The sequence below is a fragment of the Alicycliphilus sp. T452 genome, assembly GCF_054512775.1.
The window spans coordinates 47,710-69,096 of sequence record NZ_JBTNEH010000002.1 but is presented as its reverse complement, the minus strand read 5'-3'; the positions used below and the strand labels follow the sequence as shown (position 1 = coordinate 69,096).

Annotated in this window: 20 protein-coding genes; 6 read left to right on the top strand and 14 right to left on the bottom strand. The window is 71.2% G+C overall.

What is annotated here, in order from left to right:
• The first annotated feature begins 67 nt into the window (after window positions 1-67).
• Window positions 68-790 carry a hypothetical protein gene (locus ACX12L_RS01885; RefSeq protein WP_459261053.1) on the top strand — a complete coding sequence of 241 codons (723 nt, stop codon included), beginning with the start codon at window positions 68-70 and terminating at the stop codon, window positions 788-790.
• Window positions 791-817: 27 nt separating this feature from the next.
• Here ACX12L_RS01885 and ACX12L_RS01880 read toward each other — a convergent pair whose 3' ends face one another.
• From ACX12L_RS01880 to ACX12L_RS01865, 4 genes are read right to left on the bottom strand one after another with little or no spacing between them, the layout of a single operon-like run.
• Window positions 818-1,801, bottom strand: a complete 984-nt coding sequence (locus ACX12L_RS01880) for a tripartite tricarboxylate transporter substrate-binding protein (protein WP_459261052.1) — start codon at window positions 1,799-1,801, stop codon at window positions 818-820.
• Window positions 1,802-1,832: 31 nt separating this feature from the next.
• Window positions 1,833-2,570 carry a sulfite exporter TauE/SafE family protein gene (locus ACX12L_RS01875; RefSeq protein WP_459261051.1) on the bottom strand — a complete coding sequence of 246 codons (738 nt, stop codon included), beginning with the start codon at window positions 2,568-2,570 and terminating at the stop codon, window positions 1,833-1,835.
• Window positions 2,571-2,584: 14 nt separating this feature from the next.
• Window positions 2,585-4,111 (bottom strand): M81 family metallopeptidase, encoded by a 1,527-nt coding sequence (locus ACX12L_RS01870; RefSeq protein ID WP_459261050.1) that lies wholly within the window; start codon window positions 4,109-4,111, stop codon window positions 2,585-2,587.
• Between the two features lie 8 nt (window positions 4,112-4,119).
• Window positions 4,120-5,118 carry a Bug family tripartite tricarboxylate transporter substrate binding protein gene (locus ACX12L_RS01865; RefSeq protein ID WP_459261269.1) on the bottom strand — a complete coding sequence of 333 codons (999 nt, stop codon included), beginning with the start codon at window positions 5,116-5,118 and terminating at the stop codon, window positions 4,120-4,122.
• A 110-nt stretch (window positions 5,119-5,228) separates the two neighbouring features.
• Between ACX12L_RS01865 and ACX12L_RS01860 the strand changes: the two genes are divergently transcribed.
• On the top strand, window positions 5,229-6,116 hold the full coding sequence (locus ACX12L_RS01860) for a LysR family transcriptional regulator (protein WP_459261049.1): 888 nt from the start codon (window positions 5,229-5,231) through the stop codon (window positions 6,114-6,116).
• Here ACX12L_RS01860 and panC read toward each other — a convergent pair.
• Window positions 6,113-6,961 carry a pantoate--beta-alanine ligase gene (gene panC, locus ACX12L_RS01855; protein WP_459261048.1) on the bottom strand — a complete coding sequence of 283 codons (849 nt, stop codon included), beginning with the start codon at window positions 6,959-6,961 and terminating at the stop codon, window positions 6,113-6,115. The two genes, ACX12L_RS01860 and panC, sit on opposite strands and share 4 nt — an antisense overlap.
• An 11-nt stretch (window positions 6,962-6,972) precedes the next feature.
• Window positions 6,973-7,857, bottom strand: a complete 885-nt coding sequence (panB, locus tag ACX12L_RS01850; RefSeq protein WP_459261047.1) for a 3-methyl-2-oxobutanoate hydroxymethyltransferase — start codon at window positions 7,855-7,857, stop codon at window positions 6,973-6,975.
• 68 nt (window positions 7,858-7,925) lie between these two features.
• Between panB and nadC the strand changes: the two genes are divergently transcribed.
• The 3 genes from nadC to pabB are packed head-to-tail and all read left to right on the top strand — an operon-like array spanning window position 7,926 to window position 11,793.
• Complete coding sequence (gene nadC, locus ACX12L_RS01845) at window positions 7,926-8,804, top strand: carboxylating nicotinate-nucleotide diphosphorylase (RefSeq protein ID WP_459261046.1); 879 nt, start codon at window positions 7,926-7,928, stop codon at window positions 8,802-8,804.
• A 59-nt stretch (window positions 8,805-8,863) separates the two neighbouring features.
• A complete protein-coding gene (nadA, locus tag ACX12L_RS01840; protein ID WP_459261045.1) occupies window positions 8,864-9,988 on the top strand; it encodes a quinolinate synthase NadA in 1,125 nt (374 codons plus the stop codon).
• Between the two features lie 53 nt (window positions 9,989-10,041).
• A complete protein-coding gene (pabB, locus tag ACX12L_RS01835) occupies window positions 10,042-11,793 on the top strand; it encodes an aminodeoxychorismate synthase component I (RefSeq protein ID WP_459261044.1) in 1,752 nt (583 codons plus the stop codon).
• A gap of 60 nt (window positions 11,794-11,853) precedes the next feature.
• Here pabB and ACX12L_RS01830 read toward each other — a convergent pair whose 3' ends face one another.
• Genes ACX12L_RS01830 through ACX12L_RS01805 form a run of 6 tightly spaced genes read right to left on the bottom strand, consistent with a single transcriptional unit; the run spans window position 11,854 to window position 18,111 of the window.
• Window positions 11,854-12,885, bottom strand: a complete 1,032-nt coding sequence (locus ACX12L_RS01830; protein ID WP_459261043.1) for a cyclase family protein — start codon at window positions 12,883-12,885, stop codon at window positions 11,854-11,856.
• Window positions 12,882-13,655: a citryl-CoA lyase gene (locus ACX12L_RS01825; RefSeq protein WP_459261042.1), complete on the bottom strand. Its 774-nt coding sequence runs from the start codon at window positions 13,653-13,655 to the stop codon at window positions 12,882-12,884. The genes ACX12L_RS01830 and ACX12L_RS01825 overlap by 4 nt, the downstream gene beginning before the upstream one ends.
• Window positions 13,656-13,675: 20 nt before the next feature.
• Window positions 13,676-14,653, bottom strand: a complete 978-nt coding sequence (locus tag ACX12L_RS01820; protein WP_459261041.1) for a Bug family tripartite tricarboxylate transporter substrate binding protein — start codon at window positions 14,651-14,653, stop codon at window positions 13,676-13,678.
• 20 nt (window positions 14,654-14,673) lie between these two features.
• A complete protein-coding gene (locus ACX12L_RS01815; RefSeq protein ID WP_459261040.1) occupies window positions 14,674-15,480 on the bottom strand; it encodes an SDR family NAD(P)-dependent oxidoreductase in 807 nt (268 codons plus the stop codon).
• Window positions 15,481-15,493: 13 nt separating this feature from the next.
• A complete protein-coding gene (locus ACX12L_RS01810) occupies window positions 15,494-17,077 on the bottom strand; it encodes an AMP-binding protein (RefSeq protein ID WP_459261039.1) in 1,584 nt (527 codons plus the stop codon).
• Window positions 17,074-18,111 (bottom strand): Bug family tripartite tricarboxylate transporter substrate binding protein, encoded by a 1,038-nt coding sequence (locus ACX12L_RS01805; RefSeq protein WP_459261038.1) that lies wholly within the window; start codon window positions 18,109-18,111, stop codon window positions 17,074-17,076. Before ACX12L_RS01805 ends, ACX12L_RS01810 begins: the two co-directional genes overlap by 4 nt.
• Before the next feature lie 145 nt (window positions 18,112-18,256).
• On the opposite strand from ACX12L_RS01805, the gene ACX12L_RS01800 reads away from it, so the two are divergent.
• The gene (locus tag ACX12L_RS01800; protein WP_459261037.1) at window positions 18,257-19,318 is read left to right on the top strand and encodes a LacI family DNA-binding transcriptional regulator; all 1,062 of its coding nucleotides are present in this window, start codon (window positions 18,257-18,259) and stop codon (window positions 19,316-19,318) included.
• Window positions 19,319-19,341: 23 nt separating this feature from the next.
• Here the strand turns inward: ACX12L_RS01800 and ACX12L_RS01795 are convergent, their stop codons facing one another.
• A complete protein-coding gene (locus ACX12L_RS01795; protein WP_459261036.1) occupies window positions 19,342-19,704 on the bottom strand; it encodes a 5-carboxymethyl-2-hydroxymuconate Delta-isomerase in 363 nt (120 codons plus the stop codon).
• A 37-nt stretch (window positions 19,705-19,741) separates the two neighbouring features.
• On the bottom strand, window positions 19,742-21,316 hold the full coding sequence (gene nadB, locus ACX12L_RS01790) for an L-aspartate oxidase (RefSeq protein ID WP_459261035.1): 1,575 nt from the start codon (window positions 21,314-21,316) through the stop codon (window positions 19,742-19,744).
• Window positions 21,317-21,387: the final 71 nt, after the last annotated feature.

Sequence of the window (21,387 nt, the reverse complement as noted above, 5' to 3'; positions counted from 1 at the left end):
GCGGCGCTTGAATCCTCCCATTTCTTGGCGTAGCCTGCACTTCTCGCAAACTCCGAGGGGACATGCCATGCCGTATCCCACCTTGCCGGTCGTGCTGTCTGCCGCAGCCGTGCTGGCTGCCTGCGCGCCCATGTCCGCGCAGGCCCCGGGCGATGCCGGGTCCCATGCCATGGGGTTTTTTGTCACCAGCGGCAATCCTGGGCGCGGAGGCGATCTGGGGGGCATCGAAGGGGCTGACCGCTACTGCCAGGCGCTGGCGAGCGGCGTGGGCGCCGGTGCGCGCACCTGGCGGGCCTACCTGAGCACGGTGGCCACGGTCGCAGGCCCGCCGGTCAACGCGCGCGACCGTATCGGCACCGGCCCCTGGTACAACGCCAAGGGCGTGCTGATCGCCCGCAACGTAGAGGAACTGCACGGCGCCAACCACATCAGCAAGCAGACCGCGCTGACGGAGAAGGGCGAGGTGCTCAGTGGACGGGGCGATGCGGTCAACATGCACGACATCCTGACCGGCTCGCTGCCCGATGGCCGAGCCTCCGCCGCCGCCGGCGACACCACCTGTGGCAACTGGACGCATGACGGCGCCGGCTCGGCACTGGTAGGCCACCATGACCGTATGGGGCTGGACGACAGCGCCGCGGCCAAGTCATGGAACTCCTCGCATGCTTCGCGCGGCTGCGGCATGGACGCCCTCAAGGCCACGGGCGGGGCGGGCCGGCTGTACTGCTTTGCCGCCGATACGCCGGCGCCGCCCTCCGGGCGCGCCATGGGCGGCGTGTCGGGCTATTGACGCGGGGCTTGGCTGGCCACCCGCCGGCTATTGCGTTACCCGGAAGCCCGATTTTTCGACGATGGGCCGCAGCGCTTCGCGCTGCGTCTTGGCCAGCCTGGCAACCTCGGCACCGGGCCTGCCGGTGGTGACGAGGCCGATCCGGACCATTTTTTCGGCGAACTCGGGGTCCTGGACGATGCCGATCATCGTTTTTTCCAGCTTGCTCACCACGGACTTGGGCGTGCCGGCAGGAACGAAGGCCGCATACCAGCTGGCTGCGTTTTCAAATCCCGGAACGCCCTGCTCGAGAAACGTGGGGACGCCGGGGATGAGCCTGGAGCGCTCCGTGCCGGGAACCCCCAGGTATTTGATTTTCCCGGCCTTCACCAGCTCGCCCGCAGAAGCGACCGTGTCCATGCCGACGGGAAGCACGCCGCCAATTTCGTCGGTCAGCATGGGTGGAGCGCCCTTGTAGGCGACGGGTGTCAGATTCAAGCCCATCTGCTGATTCAACTGCAGCAGGCCGAAGTGGAACACGCCGCCCAACGTCACCATGCCCACGCCGGTGTCTTTGGGGTTCTTTTTGATCCAGTCCACATATTCCCGCATCGAGGAAAAGGGGCTGTTGACCGAGGTGGTGGCCACCAACGGCGTATCGGCCAGCAGCGCCACCGGGACGAGATCCTTGTCGGGGTCGAACGGCAGTTTGTCGTAGGTCAGTGGCTGGGAGACGAATGGCGGCGCCGGGCTGATCAGGATGGTGTTGCCATCCGCTGGCGAACGCTTCACCGCCATCAGGGCAATCTGGGTACCGGCCCCGGGCTTGTTGTCCACGATGACCGTTTTGCCCAGGTCGGTGCGCAGTTTTTCGGCCATGGCGCGCGACATGCTGTCCAATGCGCCGCCCGCAGGAAAGCCTATGACGATTTTGATCGGTGTGCTGGATTGATCCTGCGCGACTGCGGCATGGGCCACAAGCGCGGCGCCCAGCGCGATGCCGGTGATTTTGGCGATGGATGAATGGAACATGTCTCTTCGCTCCCGGGGTTGGTGAAATTGCCTAATTCATCTGGATGGCATGCGCCACCAGCGTCAGCCCGCTGACGACCAGCAGGGCGCAGATCAGCTTGCGCAAAAGCTCGGGCGGCACGCGCCGCGCCCAGTGGTGGCCTGTCACCACGCCGGCGGCGGCCACGGCGATCAGCACCAGCCAGCGCAGCCACAGGTCGGCATGGGACAGGCGTCCCGCGACGCCCATGGTCAGCAGCACCGAGCAGGCACTGGCGGTGATCACCACCGGTGTGCTGGCACGCAGCGCCAGCACGTCGGGCAGGCGCCGGCTCAGCCATGCGACCACCAGCGGGCCGGCGGTGCCGAACAGGATCTCCACCAGGCCAATCGCGCCGCCCGCGGCATGGCTCCAGGGGGCGGCCAGCTGCCGGCGCCGTGGCGCGGCGGTGCGCAGCGCCTGTGCGCCCACCGCCGCCACGTACAGGCCCAGGGCCAGCAGGGGCCAGCGGCTGGCCAACTGCGTGGAGAGCCACAGGCCTGCCAGGGCGCCCACCACCATGCCGGGCAGCAGGCGCCGCAGCTCGGCGAAGTTCACGTGGCGCAGGTTCAGCCCGCCCAGCAGCAGCGAGGCCGGCACGTCCAGCAGCAGGACCAGGGGCACCACGTCCGCCAAGGGCCAGCGCCACGCCAGCAGCGGCACGATGACCAGGGCCGAGCCGAAGCCGGTGATCCCCAGCACCACGTAGCCCAGCAGCACGACGGCCGCGGGGTAGAGCAGTTCGTTCACACCTTGTCCGCCGGTCAGGCGCCGGCCGGCGCCCAGCCGTCCGCATGGGCCGGGGTGGCGTCGGCATCCAGCGGGTACATGGGGCGGCTCAGGTGCTTGAACGGAAACAGGTCGTAGTCCGAGCTGCAGACGCCGGGCCCGCTGACGAGCACGACGTGCTTGGCGAAGGGCCCGAACCCGGCGCGGAAATGCTGGCGCGACTTGAGCAGCACATATCTGGACTGCGCGGGGTCCACGCCGGCGTGGGTGAACACGCCCGTGTCGTAGGGTTCCTGGGGCCGCTCGCAGATGAAGACCAGCACCGTTCCCACGCGCAGCACGGCCGTGCGGCCCAGGCTCTGGCGCACGCCGGTGAACATGGGGCCGGTCACGGTGTATTCGCCATCCGTCAGGCGCTCCACCACGCCCGCCAGGCGCAGCGGGCGTCCCTTCAGGCCCAGGGCCGGCATGTCGGTCTTGCCGCCCACGTCCACGGTGACCTCGGCGCCCACGCCGCGCTCGAACAGCGTGGCCACCGTGGCGGGGTCCCAGAAGGGGCCGGCGACCACGTCTTCCAGGCCTTGCCTCAGCACCTCTTCGAGCACGTCCATGATGTCGGTGACGCCGCCGGCGCCACAGTTGTCGCCGTGGTCGATCAGCAGCACCGGGCCTTGCTCCAGGGTCTTGGCATGGGCGATCGCCTGTGGCACGGGCTCGCTCGGGAACACGAAGTCCGCGCGGCGCGACCAGGCCAGGTCGCACAGCTCGTCGAGCAGGCGCTGGCTGGCATCGAGCCTGCCGCGCTCGGCGGCGATGACCACCGACAGGCCGGCATAGGGGATGTCCGACAGCGGAAAGCCGCCGAAGACCGATGCATTGCACACCTCGCCATCGCGCTCGGCCTGCATGGCCCGGTCCATGATGTCCTTCATGGGCTGCATGGCCGGCGTCTGGCGCAGCATGTGCGTGAGCATGGGCAGGCGGCGCCACAGCAGCACGGGCTGGCTGCGGCCTTCCAGCCGGGCGCGGATGCTGCGGGCCACGCGGGCGCCGGTTTCGTAGATGTCCACGTGCGGATAGGTGCAGTAGCCGGCGATCACCGTGGCGTTGCGGATCAGCGCGCTGCTGAAGTTGGCGTGGAAATCCAGCGCCACGCCAATGGGCAGCCCCGGCGGGGTGCAGGCGCGCAGGCGGCGCAGCAGCTCGCCTTCGGCGTCTGGGTAGCCGTCCGCCACCATGGCGCCGTGCAGGTCCAGCAGGATCGCGTCGCAGCCCCGGGAGGCGCTGCGCACCACGGCGTCGCACAGGTGCTCGAAGGCCTCGCGCGCCACCACGCCGCTGGGCACGGCGTTTGCATACACGGCGAAGTCCACCTCGGCCCCCATCTCCCGCGCCATGTCGAGATAGGCGGTGGCGGCATTCTTCGTGCCTTCGCAGGCCTGGCGCGCCGCCTCGCCATAGGCCGGGCCATTGCCGGTGCCGCGGCGGAAGTCGCCGAGCACGGTGGGGATGGGCGAGAACGTATTCGTCTCGTGGCGCATCAGGGCGATGACAAACTTCATGGCTCGACTCATTGCTTTTCCAGGCCCGACTTCTCGACCAGCACGCCGTAGCGCCGGGTTTCCTGCTGCAGGAAGGCCTTGGCCTTGGCGGGCTCCAGCAGCACCGGGTCCAGGCTCAGCATGGACAGGGTGTTGGCGAAGTCCTCGTCCTTGACGCCCGACTGCAGCACGGAATAGATCTTGTCCAGCACCGCCTGCGGCGTGCCGGCGCGCATCACCACCGACAGGTTGGACTGCACGACCAGGGCCTTGGGGTCCCTGGGATCTTGCGCGACGGCCTTCGGAAACTCCTTGAGCGGCGTGCCCTGCAGCACGGCCACGGGCAGCACGCGCCCGCCGCGTGCATGGGCGATCGAGGAACCCACCACGTCCATGTGGGCGTCGGTGTGGCCGCCTATCAGGTCGGTGACGGCCGGGGGCGAGCCGCGGTAGGGCACGATCTCGAAGTTCAGGCCGTTTTGCCGGCGCCAGTTGTCCAGCGCCAGATGGGCCGCACCGCCGATGGTGTTGACGCTGATGGAGACCTTGCCCGGCCTGGCCTGGATGGCCTTGACCAGGTCGTCGAAGTTCTTGTAGGGCCCCTGGGGGTTGACGATCAGCCAGTGCGGGTAGGAATTGAGCACGGTCACGGGCGTGAAATCCCGGTCGCCGTCGTAGCGCACATCCTTGAGCAGCCAGCGGTTGATGTTGAGCGTGCCGTCGCTGGCCATGAACAGCGTATGGCCGTCCGCGGGGTCGCGCAGAGTGGCCAGGGCGCCGGGCACGGTGGCGCCGCCGGGGATGTTCTCCACCACCACGCTGACCTTGGGGAACGCCTTGCCCAGCTTGTTGGCCACCATGCGTCCCATGGCATCGGCCGAGCCGCCCGCCGGATACGGGACGATGACCTTCATGGCGCGTTTGGGCCAGTCCGCCTGGGCGTGGGCGGCGCCCATGCCCAGCACGGGCGCAAGGCAGGACAGCAGGGCCAGGCCCGCGACCTGGCGGCGAATGCGTTGCATCTTGATGTCTCCTATCGGTCTGTGATTGACGGCCGATTGCCGCGATGCGCCGCAGTGTAGGAATGTAACAAAATAATGTCTAATATATATTAAGTTTATTTTTATTTAGAAAATATATGGATGAGCACCGCCTGAAATGCTTTGTCGCGGTCTACGAGCAGGGCAGCGTGTCCGCCGCCGCCACGCGCCTGCACATGACGCAGCCGCCGCTCAGCATCCTGCTGCGCAAGCTGGAGGACGAGCTGGGGGTCACGCTGTTCGACCGCAGCGGGCACAGGCTGGCCCCCACGGCGACGGGCGAGCTGTTCTACCTGCGCGCCAAGGCGCTATTGGCCAACCTGCAGACCATGCGCCGCGAGCTGCGCGAGGCCGAGCAGGGCGCGCGCGGCAGCGTGCACATCGGCTGCGCCACGGCGGCCAGCCTGTTCGTCATGCCCGGCGTCATGGAAGACCTGCGCTCCAGCGGGCTGGACATCACGGTCCACGTGCAGGAGGGCGAGACGGGCTACATGCTGCAGCGCCTGCGCGAGCGCAGCCTGGACCTGGTCATCTCGCGCAGCGAGTACATCGCCCCCGAGCTGGAAACGCGGATCATCATGGACGAGCCCTTGCAGGTGGCGCTGCCGCCGGACCACCCCCAGGCAGGGTGCGACCGGGTGCGGCTGGAAGACCTGCGCCACGACCGTTTCCTGCTGCACCGCTCGCCGCTGGGCGCGGGCATATCCGACATGGTGCTGCGCGCCTGCCAGCAGGCAGGGGTCGTTCCGAACGTGGTGTACTGGGGCGGCGAGACCCTGCCCATGCTGCTGATGGCGCAAAAGGGCCTGGGGGTGGCGTTTGCGCCGCAAAGCTTTGGACAGCTGGCGGCGGGGCTGCCGCGCCTGGTTCCGCTGGCCGGCGCGCGGTTGCGCACCCATTTGAACGTGGTCTGGCCGCGCCAGCTGGTGCTGACGCCAGCCGCCAGCCGGATCCGGGATCTGATCCTGGAGCGCTTTGCGCCCTAGAACTCCAGGTTGTCGATCAACCGCGTGCCGCCCAGGCGCGCCGCGCCCAGCGCTACCAGGCTGCCTGCGGCGGCGCCGGCTTGCAGCGGCTGCAGATCCTGGCGCTGGCGCACCGTGAGGTAGTCGGTTTGCCAGCCCTGGGCGTTGAGCCTCTGCAGCGCCTGTGCTTCCAGTGTCGCCAGGTCGGCGCCGGGCTGCAGCGCCGCCTGGGCCAGCGCGCGCAGCGCCTCGGACAGCTGCATGGCCTGCCCACGCTCCCTGGCGCTCAGGTAGCCGTTGCGCGAGCTCAGCGCCAGGCCGTCGGTGGCGCGCTCGGTTTCGCCGGCCACCACCTGCACGGGCAGGGCGAACTGCTCGACCATGCGGCGGATCACCATGAGCTGCTGGTAGTCCTTCTTGCCGAACACGGCCGTGCCGCCGCCGCTGGCGAAGAACACGGCGGAGAACAGCTTCATGACCACGGTGCACACGCCGGTGAAGAAGCCGGGGCGGAAGTGGCCCTCCAGGATGTCGGCCAGCTGCGGGTCGGGCTGGATCCTGAAGGTCTGCGGCACGGGGTACAGGTCGGTCTCGCGCGGTGCGAAGACGATGTCGCAGCCCGCGGCCTCCAGCCGGGCGCAATCGGCGTCCCAGGTGCGCGGGTAGCTGTCGAAATCCTCGTGCGGCAGGAACTGCAGGCGGTTCACGAAGATGCTGGCGACCAGCACGTCGCCCAGCGGCCTGGCTTGGCGCACGAGGGCGATGTGGCCGTCGTGCAGGTTGCCCATGGTGGGCACGAAGGCCGGGCGGCCGGGGCGGGCGGCCAGGGCGGCGCGCAGTTCGGGGATGGTGCGTGCGGTGATCATGGTGGCCTTCGTCAATTCCAGGCGTGCAGCTGGTCGTCGGGGAAGCGCCCTTGCTTGACGGCCTGCACGTAGGCCTCCATGGCGCCCTTGACGCTGCCCGCGTCCTGCATGAAGTCGCGTACGAACTTCGGGTTCTTGCCCAGGTTCACGCCCAGCATGTCGTGCATCACCAGCACCTGGCCGGCCGTGCCGCTGCCCGCGCCTATGCCTATGGTGTGGCAATGCGGCAGGGCCTGCGTGAGGTCGCGCGCCAGCGGCGCGGGCACCATCTCCAGCACGAGCATGGCGGCGCCCGCGTCCTGCAGCTCCAGCGCGTGGCGGCGCAGCGTCTGGGCGGCCTGGTCGCCCTTGCCCTGCACGCGGTAGCCGCCCAGGGCATGCACGGTCTGGGGGGTCAGGCCCAGGTGGGCGCACACGGGCACGCCGCGCTCCACCAGGAAGTGCACCGTCGGCGCCGTCCAGCCGCCGCCTTCGAGCTTGACCATGTGCGCGCCCGCCTGCATGAGCCGGCAGGCGCTTTTCAGGGCCTGCTCGCGCGACTCGTGGTAGCTGCCGAAGGGCAGGTCGGCCACGACCCAGGCCGTGCCCTGCACGCGGTGCAGGCCGCGCACCACGCTCTCGGTGTGGTAGGCCATGGTGTCCAGCGACACGCCCACGGTGCTGGGCAGGCCCTGGCAGACCATGCCCAGCGAGTCGCCCACGAGGATGCACTCCACGCCCGCGGCATCGGCCACGGCGGCGAAGGTGGCGTCGTAGGCCGTGAGCATGGTGATCTTCTCGCCCGCCTCGCGCATCTGCGCCAGGCGCGGCAGGCTGATGGGGCGCCGCTGGGGCAGCGGCGACGCCGGGGGGATGGTGCCGTAGGGCGTGCCGGCTGTGACGGAGGTGGTGGTCATGGGGCTATCCGGAGGGCGGGTGGTCAAAGTCCGGGGAGTCTATGCGATGCGGCTATGCTTGCCCCCCTATGACGACAAGAGATACGACCAGAGACCTTTTTGGCGCCGACGCACTCGCGGCGCTGGCCCGCGCCGACGTGGAGCGCGCCCTGCAGGAAGACGTGGGCGGCGGCGACCTGACGGCCGGCCTGATCGACCCCGGGCGCCGCGCCCGCGCGCGCATCCTGGCGCGCGAGGCCGCCGTGATCTGCGGCGCGCCGTGGGTGGAGGCCGCGCTGCGCGCGCTGGACCCCGCCGCGCGCCTGACCTGGCACGTGGCCGAGGGGCAGCGCTGCGCGAGCGACCAGGTGGTGCTGGAGATCGAGGGCCAGGCGCGCGCGCTGCTGTCGGCCGAGCGCACGGCGCTCAACTTCCTGCAGCTGCTGTCGGCCGTGGCCACCAAGACGCGCACCTACGCGGACGCCGTGGCGGGTACGCGCGCGCAGATCGTGGACACGCGCAAGACCATCCCCGGCCTGCGCCTGGCGCAGAAGTACGCCGTGCGCACGGGCGGCGGGGTGAACCACCGCATCGGCCTGCACGACGCGGTGCTCATCAAGGAGAACCACATCGCCGCAGCCGGCGGCGTGACGGCGGTGCTGCGCGCCGCCGAGGCCGTGGCCGCGCGCGCGAAGTTCATCGAGATCGAGGTCGAGACGCTGGAGCAACTGGCCGAGGCGCTCGATGCGGGCGCGAAGATGGTGCTGCTCGACAACATGCCGCTGCCCACGCTGCGCGAGGCCGTACGCATCAATGCGGGCCGCGCCATCCTCGAAATCTCGGGCGGCGTCACGCTCGACGGCCTGCGCGCCCTTGCGGAAACCGGCGTGGACCGCATCTCCATCGGCACGCTGACCAAGGACGTGAAGGCCGTCGATTTCTCCATGCGCCTGCAGGAGCTTGCCTGAGGCGAGACAATAAATACAGCCCCCCACGATGCCGCCTGCCCGGCGGCGAGAGCACTGCCATGAATACGACCGCCATCAAGGACGTCGAGTACGAACAGCCCACCGCGGGCTCGGACGGCGCCGTCTGCTCCACCAAGCACGCCTGGGCGCGCGTGCCGCCCGAGCTCTCGCAGGAGGAGCGCGCGCGGCTCAAGGAGCGCATCCGCCGCCTGCTCAAGGAAAAGAACGCCGTCATGGTCTCGCACTACTACGTGCACCCCGACCTGCAGGACCTGGCCGAGGAGACCGGCGGCATCGTGAGCGACTCGCTGGAGATGGCGCGCTTCGGCCGCGACCACGCGGCGCAGACGCTGGTGGTCTCGGGCGTGAAGTTCATGGGCGAGACGGCCAAGATCCTCTCGCCCGAGAAGACCGTGCTCATGCCCGACCTGGACGCGACCTGCTCGCTCGACCTGGGCTGCCCCATCGACCAGTTCAGCGCCTTCTGCGACCAGCACCCGGACCGCACCGTGGTCGTCTACGCCAACACCAGCGCGGCCGTGAAGGCGCGCGCCGACTGGCTCGTCACGTCCAGCTGCGCGCTCGACATCGTGCGCGCCCTGAAGGACGCGGGCCACAAGATCCTCTGGGCGCCCGACCGCCACCTGGGCGCCTATATCCAGCAGCAGACCGGCGCCGACATGGTGTTCTGGAACGGCGCCTGCATCGTGCACGACGAGTTCAAGGCGCTGGAGCTGGAGCTGCTCAAGAAGGAGCACCCCGGCGCCAAGGTCCTCGTGCACCCCGAGAGCCCGGCCGAGGTCGTGGCCCTGGCCGACGCTGTGGGATCGACCAGCGCCATCCTCAAGGCCGCGCGCGAGATGGACGCGAAGGAATTCATCGTGGCCACCGACAACGGCATGATGCACAAGCTGCGCACGCTCAACCCGGCCAAGACCTTCTACGAGGCCCCCACCGCCGGCAACAGCGCCACCTGCAAGAGCTGCGCGCACTGCCCCTGGATGGCCATGAACGGCCTGGCCGACGTGGCGCGCGTGCTGGAAACGGGCGCCAACGCCATCCACGTGGACCCCGCGCTGATCCCGCGCGCGCGCCAGCCCATCGACCGCATGCTGGCCTTCACCGCCGCGCTCAAGAGCGGCCAGCCGGCCGGCGCGCTGGTGCCGCACTTCGGTGCGGCGTGATGCTTTTGTTTTGATAGCTGCTGGCGCTTGATGGATAAGCGCTGGAGGCCGATTTGACCTCTAACGTCCTGATCGACTTCGCAGACCCGCGCGAGAGCGGCGGGGCGCGCCTGCGCTTTCGTGCCGCCGCGCCGCGCGCCACGCTCGTGGCCCGGGCCCTGCACGAGGTGCGCGGCGTGCTCGACGCCGTGGAGGCCGCCGCGCGCGCGGGCGCCTGGGTGGTGGGCCAGCTGCGCTACGAGGCCGCGCCCGCGTTCGATGCGGCTCTGCGCACCCACGCGGCCGACGGGCCGCTGGCCTGGTTCGCGGTGTTCGACGCGCCGCAGCCCTGGGATGGGGACTTGCCGCCCGGCGAGGCCGCGGTGCAGTGGCAGGACGGGATCGCGCGGCCCGCGTTCGACGCGGCCATCGCGCATATCCGCGGCGCCATCGGCGCGGGCGAGTGCTACCAGGTGAACTACACGGCGCCGCTCACGGGCGCCTGGCGCGGCGGCGCGCAGGCCCTGTTCGCGGCGCTGCGCCGCGCGCAGCCGGGGGGCTATGCGGCCTGCCTCGACATGGGCGGCGAGTGCACGCTCTCCGTCTCGCCCGAGCTGTTCTTCGACTGGCGCGGCGGCACCCTGCTCGCGCGGCCCATGAAGGGCACGGCCGCGCGCGGCGCCACGCCCGCGGAGGACGCGGCCCGCGCCGCGCAGCTGCGCGCCAGCCCCAAGGAGCGCGCCGAGAACGTGATGATCGTGGACCTGCTGCGCAACGACCTCTCGCGCATCGCCGAGCCGCACAGCGTGCGCGTGCCGCGCCTGTTCCACACCGAGGCGTTGCCCACCGTGTGGCAGATGACCTCCGACGTGGTGGCGCGCACACGCGCGGGCACGCGCCTGGCCGACGTGTTCGGCGCGCTGTTCCCGTGCGGCTCGGTCACGGGCGCGCCCAAGGTGCGCGCCATGCGGCTCATCGCGCAGCTGGAGCCCGCGCCGCGCGGCGTGTACTGCGGCGCCGTGGGCGTGGTGCGGCCCGACGGCGCGGGCGGCGTGGCCGCCACCTTCAACGTGCCGATACGCACCGTGGCGCTGCGCGGCGCGCGGGCCGCGTGCGGCATCGGCAGCGGCATCACCTGGGGATCGGACGCCGCGGCCGAATGGCGCGAGTGGGAGGCCAAGCGCGCCTTCGTCGAGCGCGCGAGCGAACCGTTCGACCTGCTCGAAACCCTGGGCCTGCACGATGGCGTGCTGCGCCACCGCGCCGAGCACCTCGCGCGCATGGCCGGCGCCGCCGCGCATTTCGGCGTGCCCTGGGACGCGGCGCGCGTGCAGGCCTGCCTTCATGCCCTGTGCGCCGCCCACCCCGCCGGGCCGTGGCGCGTGCGCCTGCTGCTGGACGCGCAGGGCCTGCCGCGCGCCGAGGCCTTCGCGCTGCAGCCCACGCCCGAGCCCGTGCTGCTGGCCCTGGCCGCGCGGCCCTTTGCCCAGGCGCACAGCGAATTCACGCGCCACAAGACCACGCGCCGCGCGCACTACGCGGCGTTCGCGCCCCGGCAGGGCGTGTTCGACACCGTGCTCTACAACGAGGCGGGCGAGATCACCGAATCCACCTTCGGCAACATCGCCGCGCTGCTGGACGGGCGCTGGATCACGCCGCCCCTCGCCAGCGGCCTGCTGCCCGGCGTGGGCCGCGCCGTGGCGCTGCGCGAGGGGCGCGTGCAGGAGGCGGTGCTGCGCGTGCAGGACGTGCCGCGCGTGCGGCAGTGGGCCTTCATCAACAGCCTGCGCGGCTGGCTGGACGTGCGGCTGGAATCAGCGCTTTGAAAACGATAGCTTGAAGCGCTTGCCGGCAAAGGGCTGGAGGCCGTTTTTGCTTGAAAGGCTTCAAATCGTCGCCACTGGCGTCACCGGCGACCCCACCGCGCCCGGCAGGCGCAGCGGCGGCGCGGTGAGCAGGAAGGTGGACTGCCGCTGGCCGCGCAGGGCCTGGGCCAGTTCCCCGAGGTACCACAGCTCCCCGAGCGGAATGCCCTGCTTGAACAGGCACAGCGCGTGCAGCGGCAGGCGCGCGCCGCACTCGTGCGGGCCGCCGGCGGGGATGTCCTCCACGCCGTAGTTGTCGGCGCACAGGGCGGCGATGCCGCTGTCGACGATCCACTGCAGCAGCCGTTCGTCGCGGCCGTCCAGCACGGCGCAGCGCGCGTCGCGCAGCGCCGGGTCGGGCCGGCCGGCCATGTCCAGCACCAGGTCGGCGAAGCCGGTGTAGAGGCACAGGATGTCGCCGGGCTGCACGTCCGCGCCCGAGGCATCCAGCGCGCGCATGAACGGCTTGTACCCGATGCGCACGCGCGCAAGGCCGGCGATGGCCTTCAGGTCGAGCAGCACGCCGCGGCTCTGGATGGCCTTGCCCGCGAAGGCGTCGATGCCCAGGCGCAGCGCGCCCGTGGGGCGGCCCTGCGGGTCGCCGGGCCCCACGAGGTCGTCGCCCGCGCGAAAGCCGTTGTAGTACACGGCCTGCGGCCGGCCCGTGCCGTCCGCGTCGAACAGATGGCCCACGTGGGCGAAGCCGTCCCACTGCGTGGAGTACTGCGTGTGCAGCAGCACGGCGTCGTCGCACAGCACGTCCGTCTGGCCCAGGGCGGGGTCGCCGATCGGCAGGTTGAAGACCGGCCTGCCGTCGCGCACCGTGGGCTGCAGCCGGGGGGGATGGCGGCGCGGATTGAGCATGTTGCCGCCGGGCAGCGTGAGCGGCAGGCTCAGGCAGAAGCTGCGGCCCAGGCGCACGCTTTGCAGCGCGCGCAGCACGCAGGCGGGGGTGATGAGGTTGAGCCGGCCGAGCTGGTCGTCGGCGCCGAAGTCGCCCCAGTTCGACTGCGGCGGCCGGCGCGTCCAGCGCGGCCCTGCGGCTGCCGTCATGGCTCGCCGCTTTCGGACGCGGCGGCGGCCATGTCCCACAGGTCCTGGCCGATGGGGCGGCTGCGCTCCTCGAAGGCATGGGCGACCAGCCCCGCGACGCGGCCGATCAGCGTCAGCGCCTTGCCGAACTCGGGGTCCAGGCCCAGGTCGAGCAGCACCGCCGCCTTGCTGCCCGTGGCGTTCAGCGGCATGGGCCGCCCCATGGCGGCCGAGAGCGACTGCGCCAGGTGCTGCGCGAAGCGCAGGTGCCGGCCGTAGTAGCCCTCCTCCCGCGCGATGCGCAGCGCGCGCTCGGTGCGCGGGTCGCCATGCACATGGATGGGGTGGCCGAAGCCGGGGATCTTGCGCCGCTCGGCCCGGCTGCGCGCGACGGCGGCGTCCGCCAGCTGCCGCAGCTGCCCGTCGCCGGGGTCGTCCACGGCCTCCAGCGGGCGCATCGCCTCCTGCATGAAGCGGGCGCTGACCTCCACCGTGCCGAGGAAGCGGCTGCCCGCGCCCAGCAGGCCCGCCGCCACCGCGCCCTGCAGGGACTCGGGGGCGCCGTGCAGCGTCAGCCGCGTGGCCAGGGCGCTGGGCGTCAGGCCGTGGTCGATCGAGGCGACCAGCGAGTCGTTGACCATGCGCCGCAGGCGCGGGTCGGGGAAGCGGCCGAGGATCGCCAGGCAGAGCACGTCCACGAAGTCGTGCTTGCCCAGCAGGTCGCCGACCAGGTCGTGGCCGCGTATGCGGATGTGGTCGGCGTCGCCGCCGCCGATGTAGCTCTTGAACATGCCGTGCTCCTGCCCGGGTTTCAGCGCGCGCCGGCGCCCGCGTTCCTGACGATCTGCTCCCACCGGGGCACCTCGGCCTCGGCGAAGGCCTGGAAGGCGGCGTCGGACAGGCCCATGGGGTAGCTGCCGATCCTGGCCATGGCGGCCTTCACCTCCGGCGCCTCGGTGGCCTTGGCGATCTCGCGCGCCAGGCGGGCGACCACGGCGTCGGGCGTGCCGCGCGGCACGAAAATGCCCGACCAGCCTTCGAGCGCCGCGCCGGGGTAGCCCGCCTCGCCCACCGTGGGCACGTCCGGCAGCACGGCCAGCCGCGTCTTGCCGTTGATGGCCAGGGCTCGCAGGCGGCCGGCAGCCACGTGCTGCAGCACGCTCTCGGCATAGCTGAAGGACAGGTCCACGTTGCCGGCCAGCAGGTCGGTCATCGAGGACGCGGTGTTGTAGGGCACGTGCGTGAAGCTTGCCTTCGTCGCCTCCTGGAATTGGGCCGACGCCAGGTGGGTCTGCGTGCCCACGCCCGAGGATGCGTAGGTGATGCGCCCGGGCGACTGGCGCGCGGCGTCCAGCATCTCCTGCAGGTTGCGCCATGGCCGCGCGGCCGGCGTGACCAGCACGGTGGACTGCCGGAACAGCGAGTGCACGGCGCGCAGGTCGCGCGCCGGGTTGATGCGCGCATGCGGCTGCAGCGCCAGGTTGGCCGCCTGCGTGCCGTGCGTTCCGTACAGCAGCGTGTAGCCGTCGGCGGGCGCGCGCGCCACCTGCTCGGTGCCGATCATGCCGGCGGCGCCCGGCTTGTTCTCGACGACGACCGGCTGGCCCAGCGCGTCGGAGAGATGGCGCGCGATCATGCGTCCCTGGTTGTCGGCGATGTTGCCGGTGCCGAACGGCACGACCAGGGTGATGGGCTTGTGGGGATACTCCTGTGCCTGTGCTGCGCCCAGGCACAGCAGGGCGGACGCGGCAAGCGCCATCGCCCGGTGGAAGAAGCGGTGTTTCGTCATGGTGTGCTCCTGTGGTCGTATCAATAGGAATGCCGGCCTGCCGTGGCGCCCGCGTCCACGGGCAGGATGGCGCCGGTCACCCAGCCGGACTCGTCGCTCGCCAGGTAGCGGATCGCGTGGCCCACGTCCCAGCCGCTGCCCTCGGTCTGCAGGAACGAGCGCTTGCGGCGGATCTCGCGCACCTCCTCGCTCATGCCGCGCGCGTAGACCATGGGCGTGTGCACCATGCCCGGCGCCACGCAGTTGACGCGTATGCCCTGCGCGCCGTGGTGCGCGGCCATCGCCCGCGTCATGTTGACCACGGCGCCCTTGGAGGTGGGGTACAGCAGGCTGGGGTGCCCGCCGATCAGCCCCGCGACCGAGGCGACGTTGACGATCGCGCCCTTGCCCTGCGCCTGCATGTGCGGGATCGCGTGCCGCGCCATCAGCATCATCGAGGTGACGTTGATGCGCAGCGCCTGGTCCCAGGCCTGCAGGTCCAGATCGACCGCCGTGCCCTGCGGGCCGCCGATGCCGACGTTGTTGACCAGGATGTCCACGCGGCCCCAGCGCCGCGCGGCGTCCGCCACGGCGGCCCGGCAGTCCTCGTCGCGACCCACGTCGCAGACGCTGACGGCCGCCTCGCCGCCTTCCTGCAGGATCATCTCCCGCGTTTTCCCGGCCCACTCCTCGACCGCGTCGATGAGCAGCACGCGCGCGCCGTCGCGCGCCAGCAGGATGGCGGCGGCGCGGCCGTTACCGATGCCCTCGGCGCGCGAGCCCGCGCCCGTGACGATGGCGACGCGTCCCCGCAGGGAGCGGTCGAATGTGCGTTGTCCGGATTCCATGCCTGTCTCGCTTTCAGTGGATCGCGCGGGCCTGCCCCGCCCAGTAGCGCTCGCGCAGCGCCTTCTTGTCGGGCTTGCCCAGCGGCGTGAGGGGCAGGGCGTCGGCGAACTCCACGGTCTTGGGCGTGCAGACGCTGCCCTTGGCCTGGCGCACGAGGGCGCGGACTTCGTCCGTGCCGAGCGGCGCGCCCCCGCGCTTGACCACGACGGCCTTCACGGCCTCGCCCCAGCGCTCGTCGGGCACGCCGATGACCGCCACGGCCGCGACCGCCGGGTGCTGGGCGATCACGTCCTCGACCTCCTTGGGGTACACGTTGAACCCGCCGGAGATGATCATGTCCTTGCGGCGGTCGACGAGGTGGTAGTACCCGTGCGCGTCGCGGCGCGCCATGTCGCCCGTGTGCAGCCAGCCGCCGCGCAGGGCCTGCGCGGTCAGTTCGGGCTGCTTCCAGTAGCCGTCCATGACCAGCGCGCTGCGCACGCACAGCTCGCCGACCCCGCCCTCGGGCACGGGCCGGTCGTTCTCGTCGAGCAGCGCGACCGTGACGCCGGGGTAGGGCATGCCGGCCGATGCCAGCGTGTCCACGTCCGTGCGGCAGTGGTCCTCGGCGGTCAGGTGCAGGATGTTGCTCGGGCATTCCGTCTGGCCGTAGCTTTGCGAGAGCACGGGGCCGATGCGCGCGATCGCCTCGCGGATGCGCGCGGGCGCCATCGGCGAGGCGCCGTAGGACAGCAGCTCCAGCGACGAGAAGTCGGCCGTGGCGCAGCGCGGGTGGTCGAGCAGCTTGTAGATCATCGTGGGCACGAGGAAGGCCGAGCCGATGCGGTGCGCCTCGACGGCGTCGATGAAGCGCTCCGGGTCGAACCCGCGCTGCAGCACGAAGGTGCCGCCCAGCGCCAGCGTGGGCACGATCATCGCGCCCGCGCCGTGGGAGATGGGCGTGGGGCACAGCACGCGCGTGCCCGGCCGCAGGCCCCGGGCCGCCATCAGCAGCACGGCCTGCATCCAGACCGAGCGGTTGGCGAGCATCACGCCCTTGGGCTTGCCCGTGGTGCCCCCGGTGTAGGCCAGGCGGATGATGTCCGTGCTGGCGGCGTGGGACACGAGCGCCTGCGGCTGCATGCGGCCGGCCAGCGCCCAGAAGTCGTCGAGCCCGTCGCATGCGCCGTGCGCGAACCAGTGCCGCACCGCGGGGCAGTGCGCGCGCAGGGCCTGCGCGCGCTCGTGGTGCGCGGCCTCGGAGATGAACACCGACGGCTCGGCATCCTCCACGATGTAGGCATGGTCGTCGAACCCGCCCATGGCGTGCAGCGTCACCGACCGCAGCCCCAGCAGGTAGGCGGCCGCCATCACGATGAAGACCTCCACGCGGTTGCCGGACAGCTGCATCACGCCGTCGCCGCGCTGCAGCCCGAGCGCGCGCAGCGCCGCCATGGCCTGGCCGATGCGCACGCCCAGCTCGGCGTACGTGAGGCGCGTGTCGCCGTCGACGAAGGCCACGCGGCCCGGAAAGCGCCCGATGGCCGAGATGATCATCGCGCCGATGCTGCCCCCCTCGTGGGCCGCTGCCGCCAATGAGGAAACCGGTTGCGTCATTGCTTGGGCACTCCCGCTGCGGCGACCGCGAGCTTCCAGCTGGCCAGCTCGCGGCGGATGAACTTCCCGAACTCCTCGGGCGTTCCGCCCTGCAGTTCGCTGCCCGTCTCCGCGGCGCGCGAGACGACCTCCTGCGAGCGCAGGGCCTGGTTCCCCGCGGAATTGAGCGCCTGCACGATGGGCGCGGGTGTGCCCTTGGGAACGAGGAAGCCGCCCCACGCGGCGACGTTGTAGCCCTTGACCCCTTCGGCATCGATGGTGGGCAGCTGGGGCAGCGCGGGCGAGCGTTCGAGCCCGCTGACGGCCAGCGCGCGCAGCCGGCCCGCGCGGATGAAGGCCGCCGAGGCCGAGATCGTGTCGATCATGAAGTCCACCTGGCCCGACATCAGGTCGGTCAGCGCCGGGGAGCTGCCCTTGTAGGGCACGTGCAGCGCATCGATGCCGGCCTGCCGGCAAAAGAGCGCGCCCGCGAGGTGCTGCGTGCTGCCCGGGCCGGCCGAGGCGTAGCTGAGCGTGCCCGGCCTGGACTGGGCGAGCCGGATGAGCTCGCCCGTGGAGCCCGCGCCCAGGTCGTTGCGCGTCAGCAGCACGAGCAGCGTGCGGCTGACGTAGAGCACCGGCTCGAAATCCTCCACCGGGTCGTAGGGCAGCTTCGCGAAGACGTTCGGATTGATGCCGTGGATGGTGCTGGTCGTGTAGAACAGCGTGTAGCCGTCGGGCGCGCTGCGCGCCACCGCCTCGGCCGCGATGTTGCCCGAGGCGCCCGGCTTGTTCTCCACGACGATGGGCTGGCGCAGGAACTCGGCCATCTTCTGCGCGACCAGGCGCGCCGAATTGTCCGTGGCGCCGCCTGGCGGAAAGCCCAGGACTAGGCGCACCGGCCGCTGCGGGTAGCCCGCCGCCTGGGCCCCCGCCAGGGCGGGAAGGCCGCACGCGGCGGCCAGCAGCAGGGCGCGGCGCGACAGGGGCGCCAGGGCGCCGTGCGATCCGGCGCCGCCATGGCACCGATCGCTGCGGTAGGAAAAGTGATGCATGCACTCGTCTCCGGTGAATCGATTCATAAATGGTATTTAATGAATCGATTCATTGAATCGGGGTTTACGCGGAGAATCGTGCGGACCGCGGGCCGCTCTGTGCTGAAATGCAGGCCTTTGCACGAGACGGCCCCGCTTTTTTTGTATGCAGGACAAGAAGATTCGAATCCAGGACGTGGCCGCGATGGCCGGCGTTTCCGTGGGCAGCGCCTCGCGCGTGCTGAACCGCGCGGCCAACGTCTCGGCGGAGGTGCGCGAGAAGGTGGAGCAGGCGATGGCGGCGCTGCAGTACCAGCCCAGCCACACGGCGCGCGCGCTGCGCTCGCGCAGCAGCCGCACCATCGGGTGCATGTTCTCCGACGTGACCAACCCGCTGTATGCGCGCGCGTTCCGCGCACTGGAGGAGAGCTTCCGGGCCGACGGCTACATGCTGCTGCTGGCCCACGGATTGAACGATGCCGAGCGCGAACTGGAGAGCCTGCGCACCTTCCAGGCGCGCGGCATGGACGGCGTGATCTGCGCCCCGGGGCACGAGCACGACCCGGCGCTCATCGGGCTGATGAACGCGATGTCGATGCCCATCGTGCTCTACGACCGGGAGATGCCCGGCACCCGCGCCGACGCGCTGCTGTTCGACCACGTCAGCGGAATGAAGAACGCCTGCGCGCGGCTGTTCGCGCTGGGGCACCGGCGCATCGCGCTCGCCCTGTGGAGCGCGGGCAGCCGGCCCGTGCGCAAGCGCATCGAGGGCTACAAGGCGGCGTACCGCGCGGCGGGGATGAAGCCGCCGCCGGACCTCATCCTGCGCCAGCCGACGCCGACGAGCTCCGTCCACGACGATCTGCTGCGCCTGCTCGACGGCCCCGAGCCGCCGACCGCGCTGATCGCCCAGGGCACCCACATCCTGGTGAGCGCCCTGCGCGCCGTGGCGCGCACGGGGCGCCGGATTCCCCAGGACTTCTCCGTCGTGAGCATCGGCGAGAGCGACTTCACCCAGACGCACGAGCCGGCCATCACGGTGCTGCGCACCGACGCCGAGATGGTCGCGGCCCAGGCCAAGGAGCTGCTTCTCGGGCGGCTCTCGGGCGGCGAGGGCCTGGCCGCGCCCCCCCGTTCGGTGGCGATCCCGTACGAGTTGGTCGAGCGTGGCTCGCTGGGGGCGTGCCCGGCGGCCGCGGCTTCAGCCGCGCCCGCCCGGCGGCGCTGACCGGGGCGCCGGGCAGGGTGGCTTCAGAGCCGTTCCTTCACGTAGCTCGGCCGGTCCATGTCCACGATCTCCACGCTGAGCTGCACCATCAGGCCCTGCGGGCGCGGCGTGAGGCGGCGCAGCACGCCGGCCACGCGGCCGGCCAGGTCTTTCTTCGCCTCGGGGCTGCGGCCCGACAGCAGGCGCAGCTGGGCATGGACGAAGGCGCGGCCCGCGGCCTCGGTGCCGACCTGGAAGCCACCGGTGGTGCGCACGAAGCGGGTCTTGAGGTCGGCCTCGTCCAGCACTTCGGGGCTGGCGCAGACGGCGGCGTTGAGCTCGGCCAGTGCCTGGGCCTCGGGGTAGCCGGGCAGGTTGCTGGAGTATTCGACGGTGAGATGGGGCATGGGGAGGTTCCTGGAAGACGGGGGAGCGGGGCGCGGGTCAGCGCATGGGCACCAGGATGGTGGGCGCCGCGGGCGCGGCCATGTCGGGCCAGTCGCGGCTGAAGTGCAGGCCGCGGCTCTCGTGGCGCATCTGGGCGCTCTGGACGATGAGGTCGGCCACCTGCACCAGGTTGCGCAGCTCCAGCAGGTCGCGCGTGACGTGGAAGTTGGCGTAGAACTCCTGGATCTCGCCCTGCAGCAGCGCGATGCGGTGCGCGGCGCGATCCAGGCGCTTGTTGGTGCGCACTATGCCCACGTAGTCCCACATGAAGCGGCGCAGCTCGTCCCAGTTGTGCGAGATGACGACCGACTCGTCGGCGTCGCGCACGCGGCTGTCGTCCCAGTGCGGCAGGTCGGGCACGGGCGCCGGCGTCGCCGCGGCGATGGCCTGCGCGGCGGCGCGCGCGAACACCATGCATTCGAGCAGCGAGTTGCTGGCCAGGCGGTTGGCGCCGTGCAGGCCGGTGTAGGCCACTTCGCCCACGGCCAGCAGGCCCGGCAGGTCGGTGCGGCCCGCCAGGTCGGTGAGCACGCCGCCGCAGGTGAAGTGCGCCGTGGGCACGACGGGGATGGGCTCGCGCGTGATGTCTATGCCCAGATCGGCGCACGTGCCCAGGATGTTGGGGAAATGCTCGCGCAGGAACTCCGGGCTCTGGGGCGAGATGTCCAGGTGCACGCAGTCCAGGCCGTGCTTCTTCATCTCGAAGTCGATGGCGCGCGCCACCACGTCGCGCGGCGCGAGCTCGGCGCGCGCGTCGTGCCGGGGCATGAAGCGCGTGCCGTCGGGCAGCAGCAGCCGCCCGCCCTCGCCGCGCACGGCTTCGCTGATCAGGAAGGACTTGGCGTGCGGGTGGTACAGGCCCGTGGGGTGGAACTGGATGAACTCCATGTTGGCCACGCGGCAGCCCGCGCGCCAGGCCGCGGCGATGCCGTCGCCCGTGGCCGTGTCGGGGTTGGTGGTGTAGAGGTAGACCTTGCCCGCGCCGCCCGTGGCCAGCACGGTGTGGGGCGCGCGGAAGGTGACGACCGTGTCGCTGGCCTCGTCGAGCGCGTACAGGCCCAGGCAGCGCTGGCCCGCCAGGCCCAGCTTGCGGCTGGTGATCAGGTCCACCAGGGTGTGGTGCTCGAACACGGTGATGCCGGGCGTGGCGCGCACCACGTCGATCAGCGTCTCCTGCACGGCCGCGCCGGTGGCGTCGGTGGCGTGCACGATGCGCCGCGCGCTGTGGCCGCCCTCGCGCGTCAGGTGCAGGTCGTCGCCCTCCAGCGTGAAGGGCACGCCCAGGGCGCGCAGCCAGCCTATGGCCTCGGGCGCGTTCTCGACCACGAAGCGCGTGGTGGCCAGGTCGCACAGGCCGGCGCCGGCCACCAGCGTGTCCTCGATGTGGGCGGCGAAGCTGTCGTCGTCGGCCAGCACGGCGGCGATGCCGCCCTGGGCCCAGCGGCTGGAGCCTTCCTGCAGCTCGCGCTTGGTGATCACGGCCACGCGGTGCGTGGGCGCCAGGTGCAGTGCTGCCGAGAGGCCGGCGAGGCCGCTGCCTACGATGAGTACGTCGAAGTCGTGCGATGTCATGGTGATGGGCCGCGCCGGCGGAGCGCGCAAGGGGAGCGTGCATTGTAGAGAGGGCATGCCGGCGGCGCTCC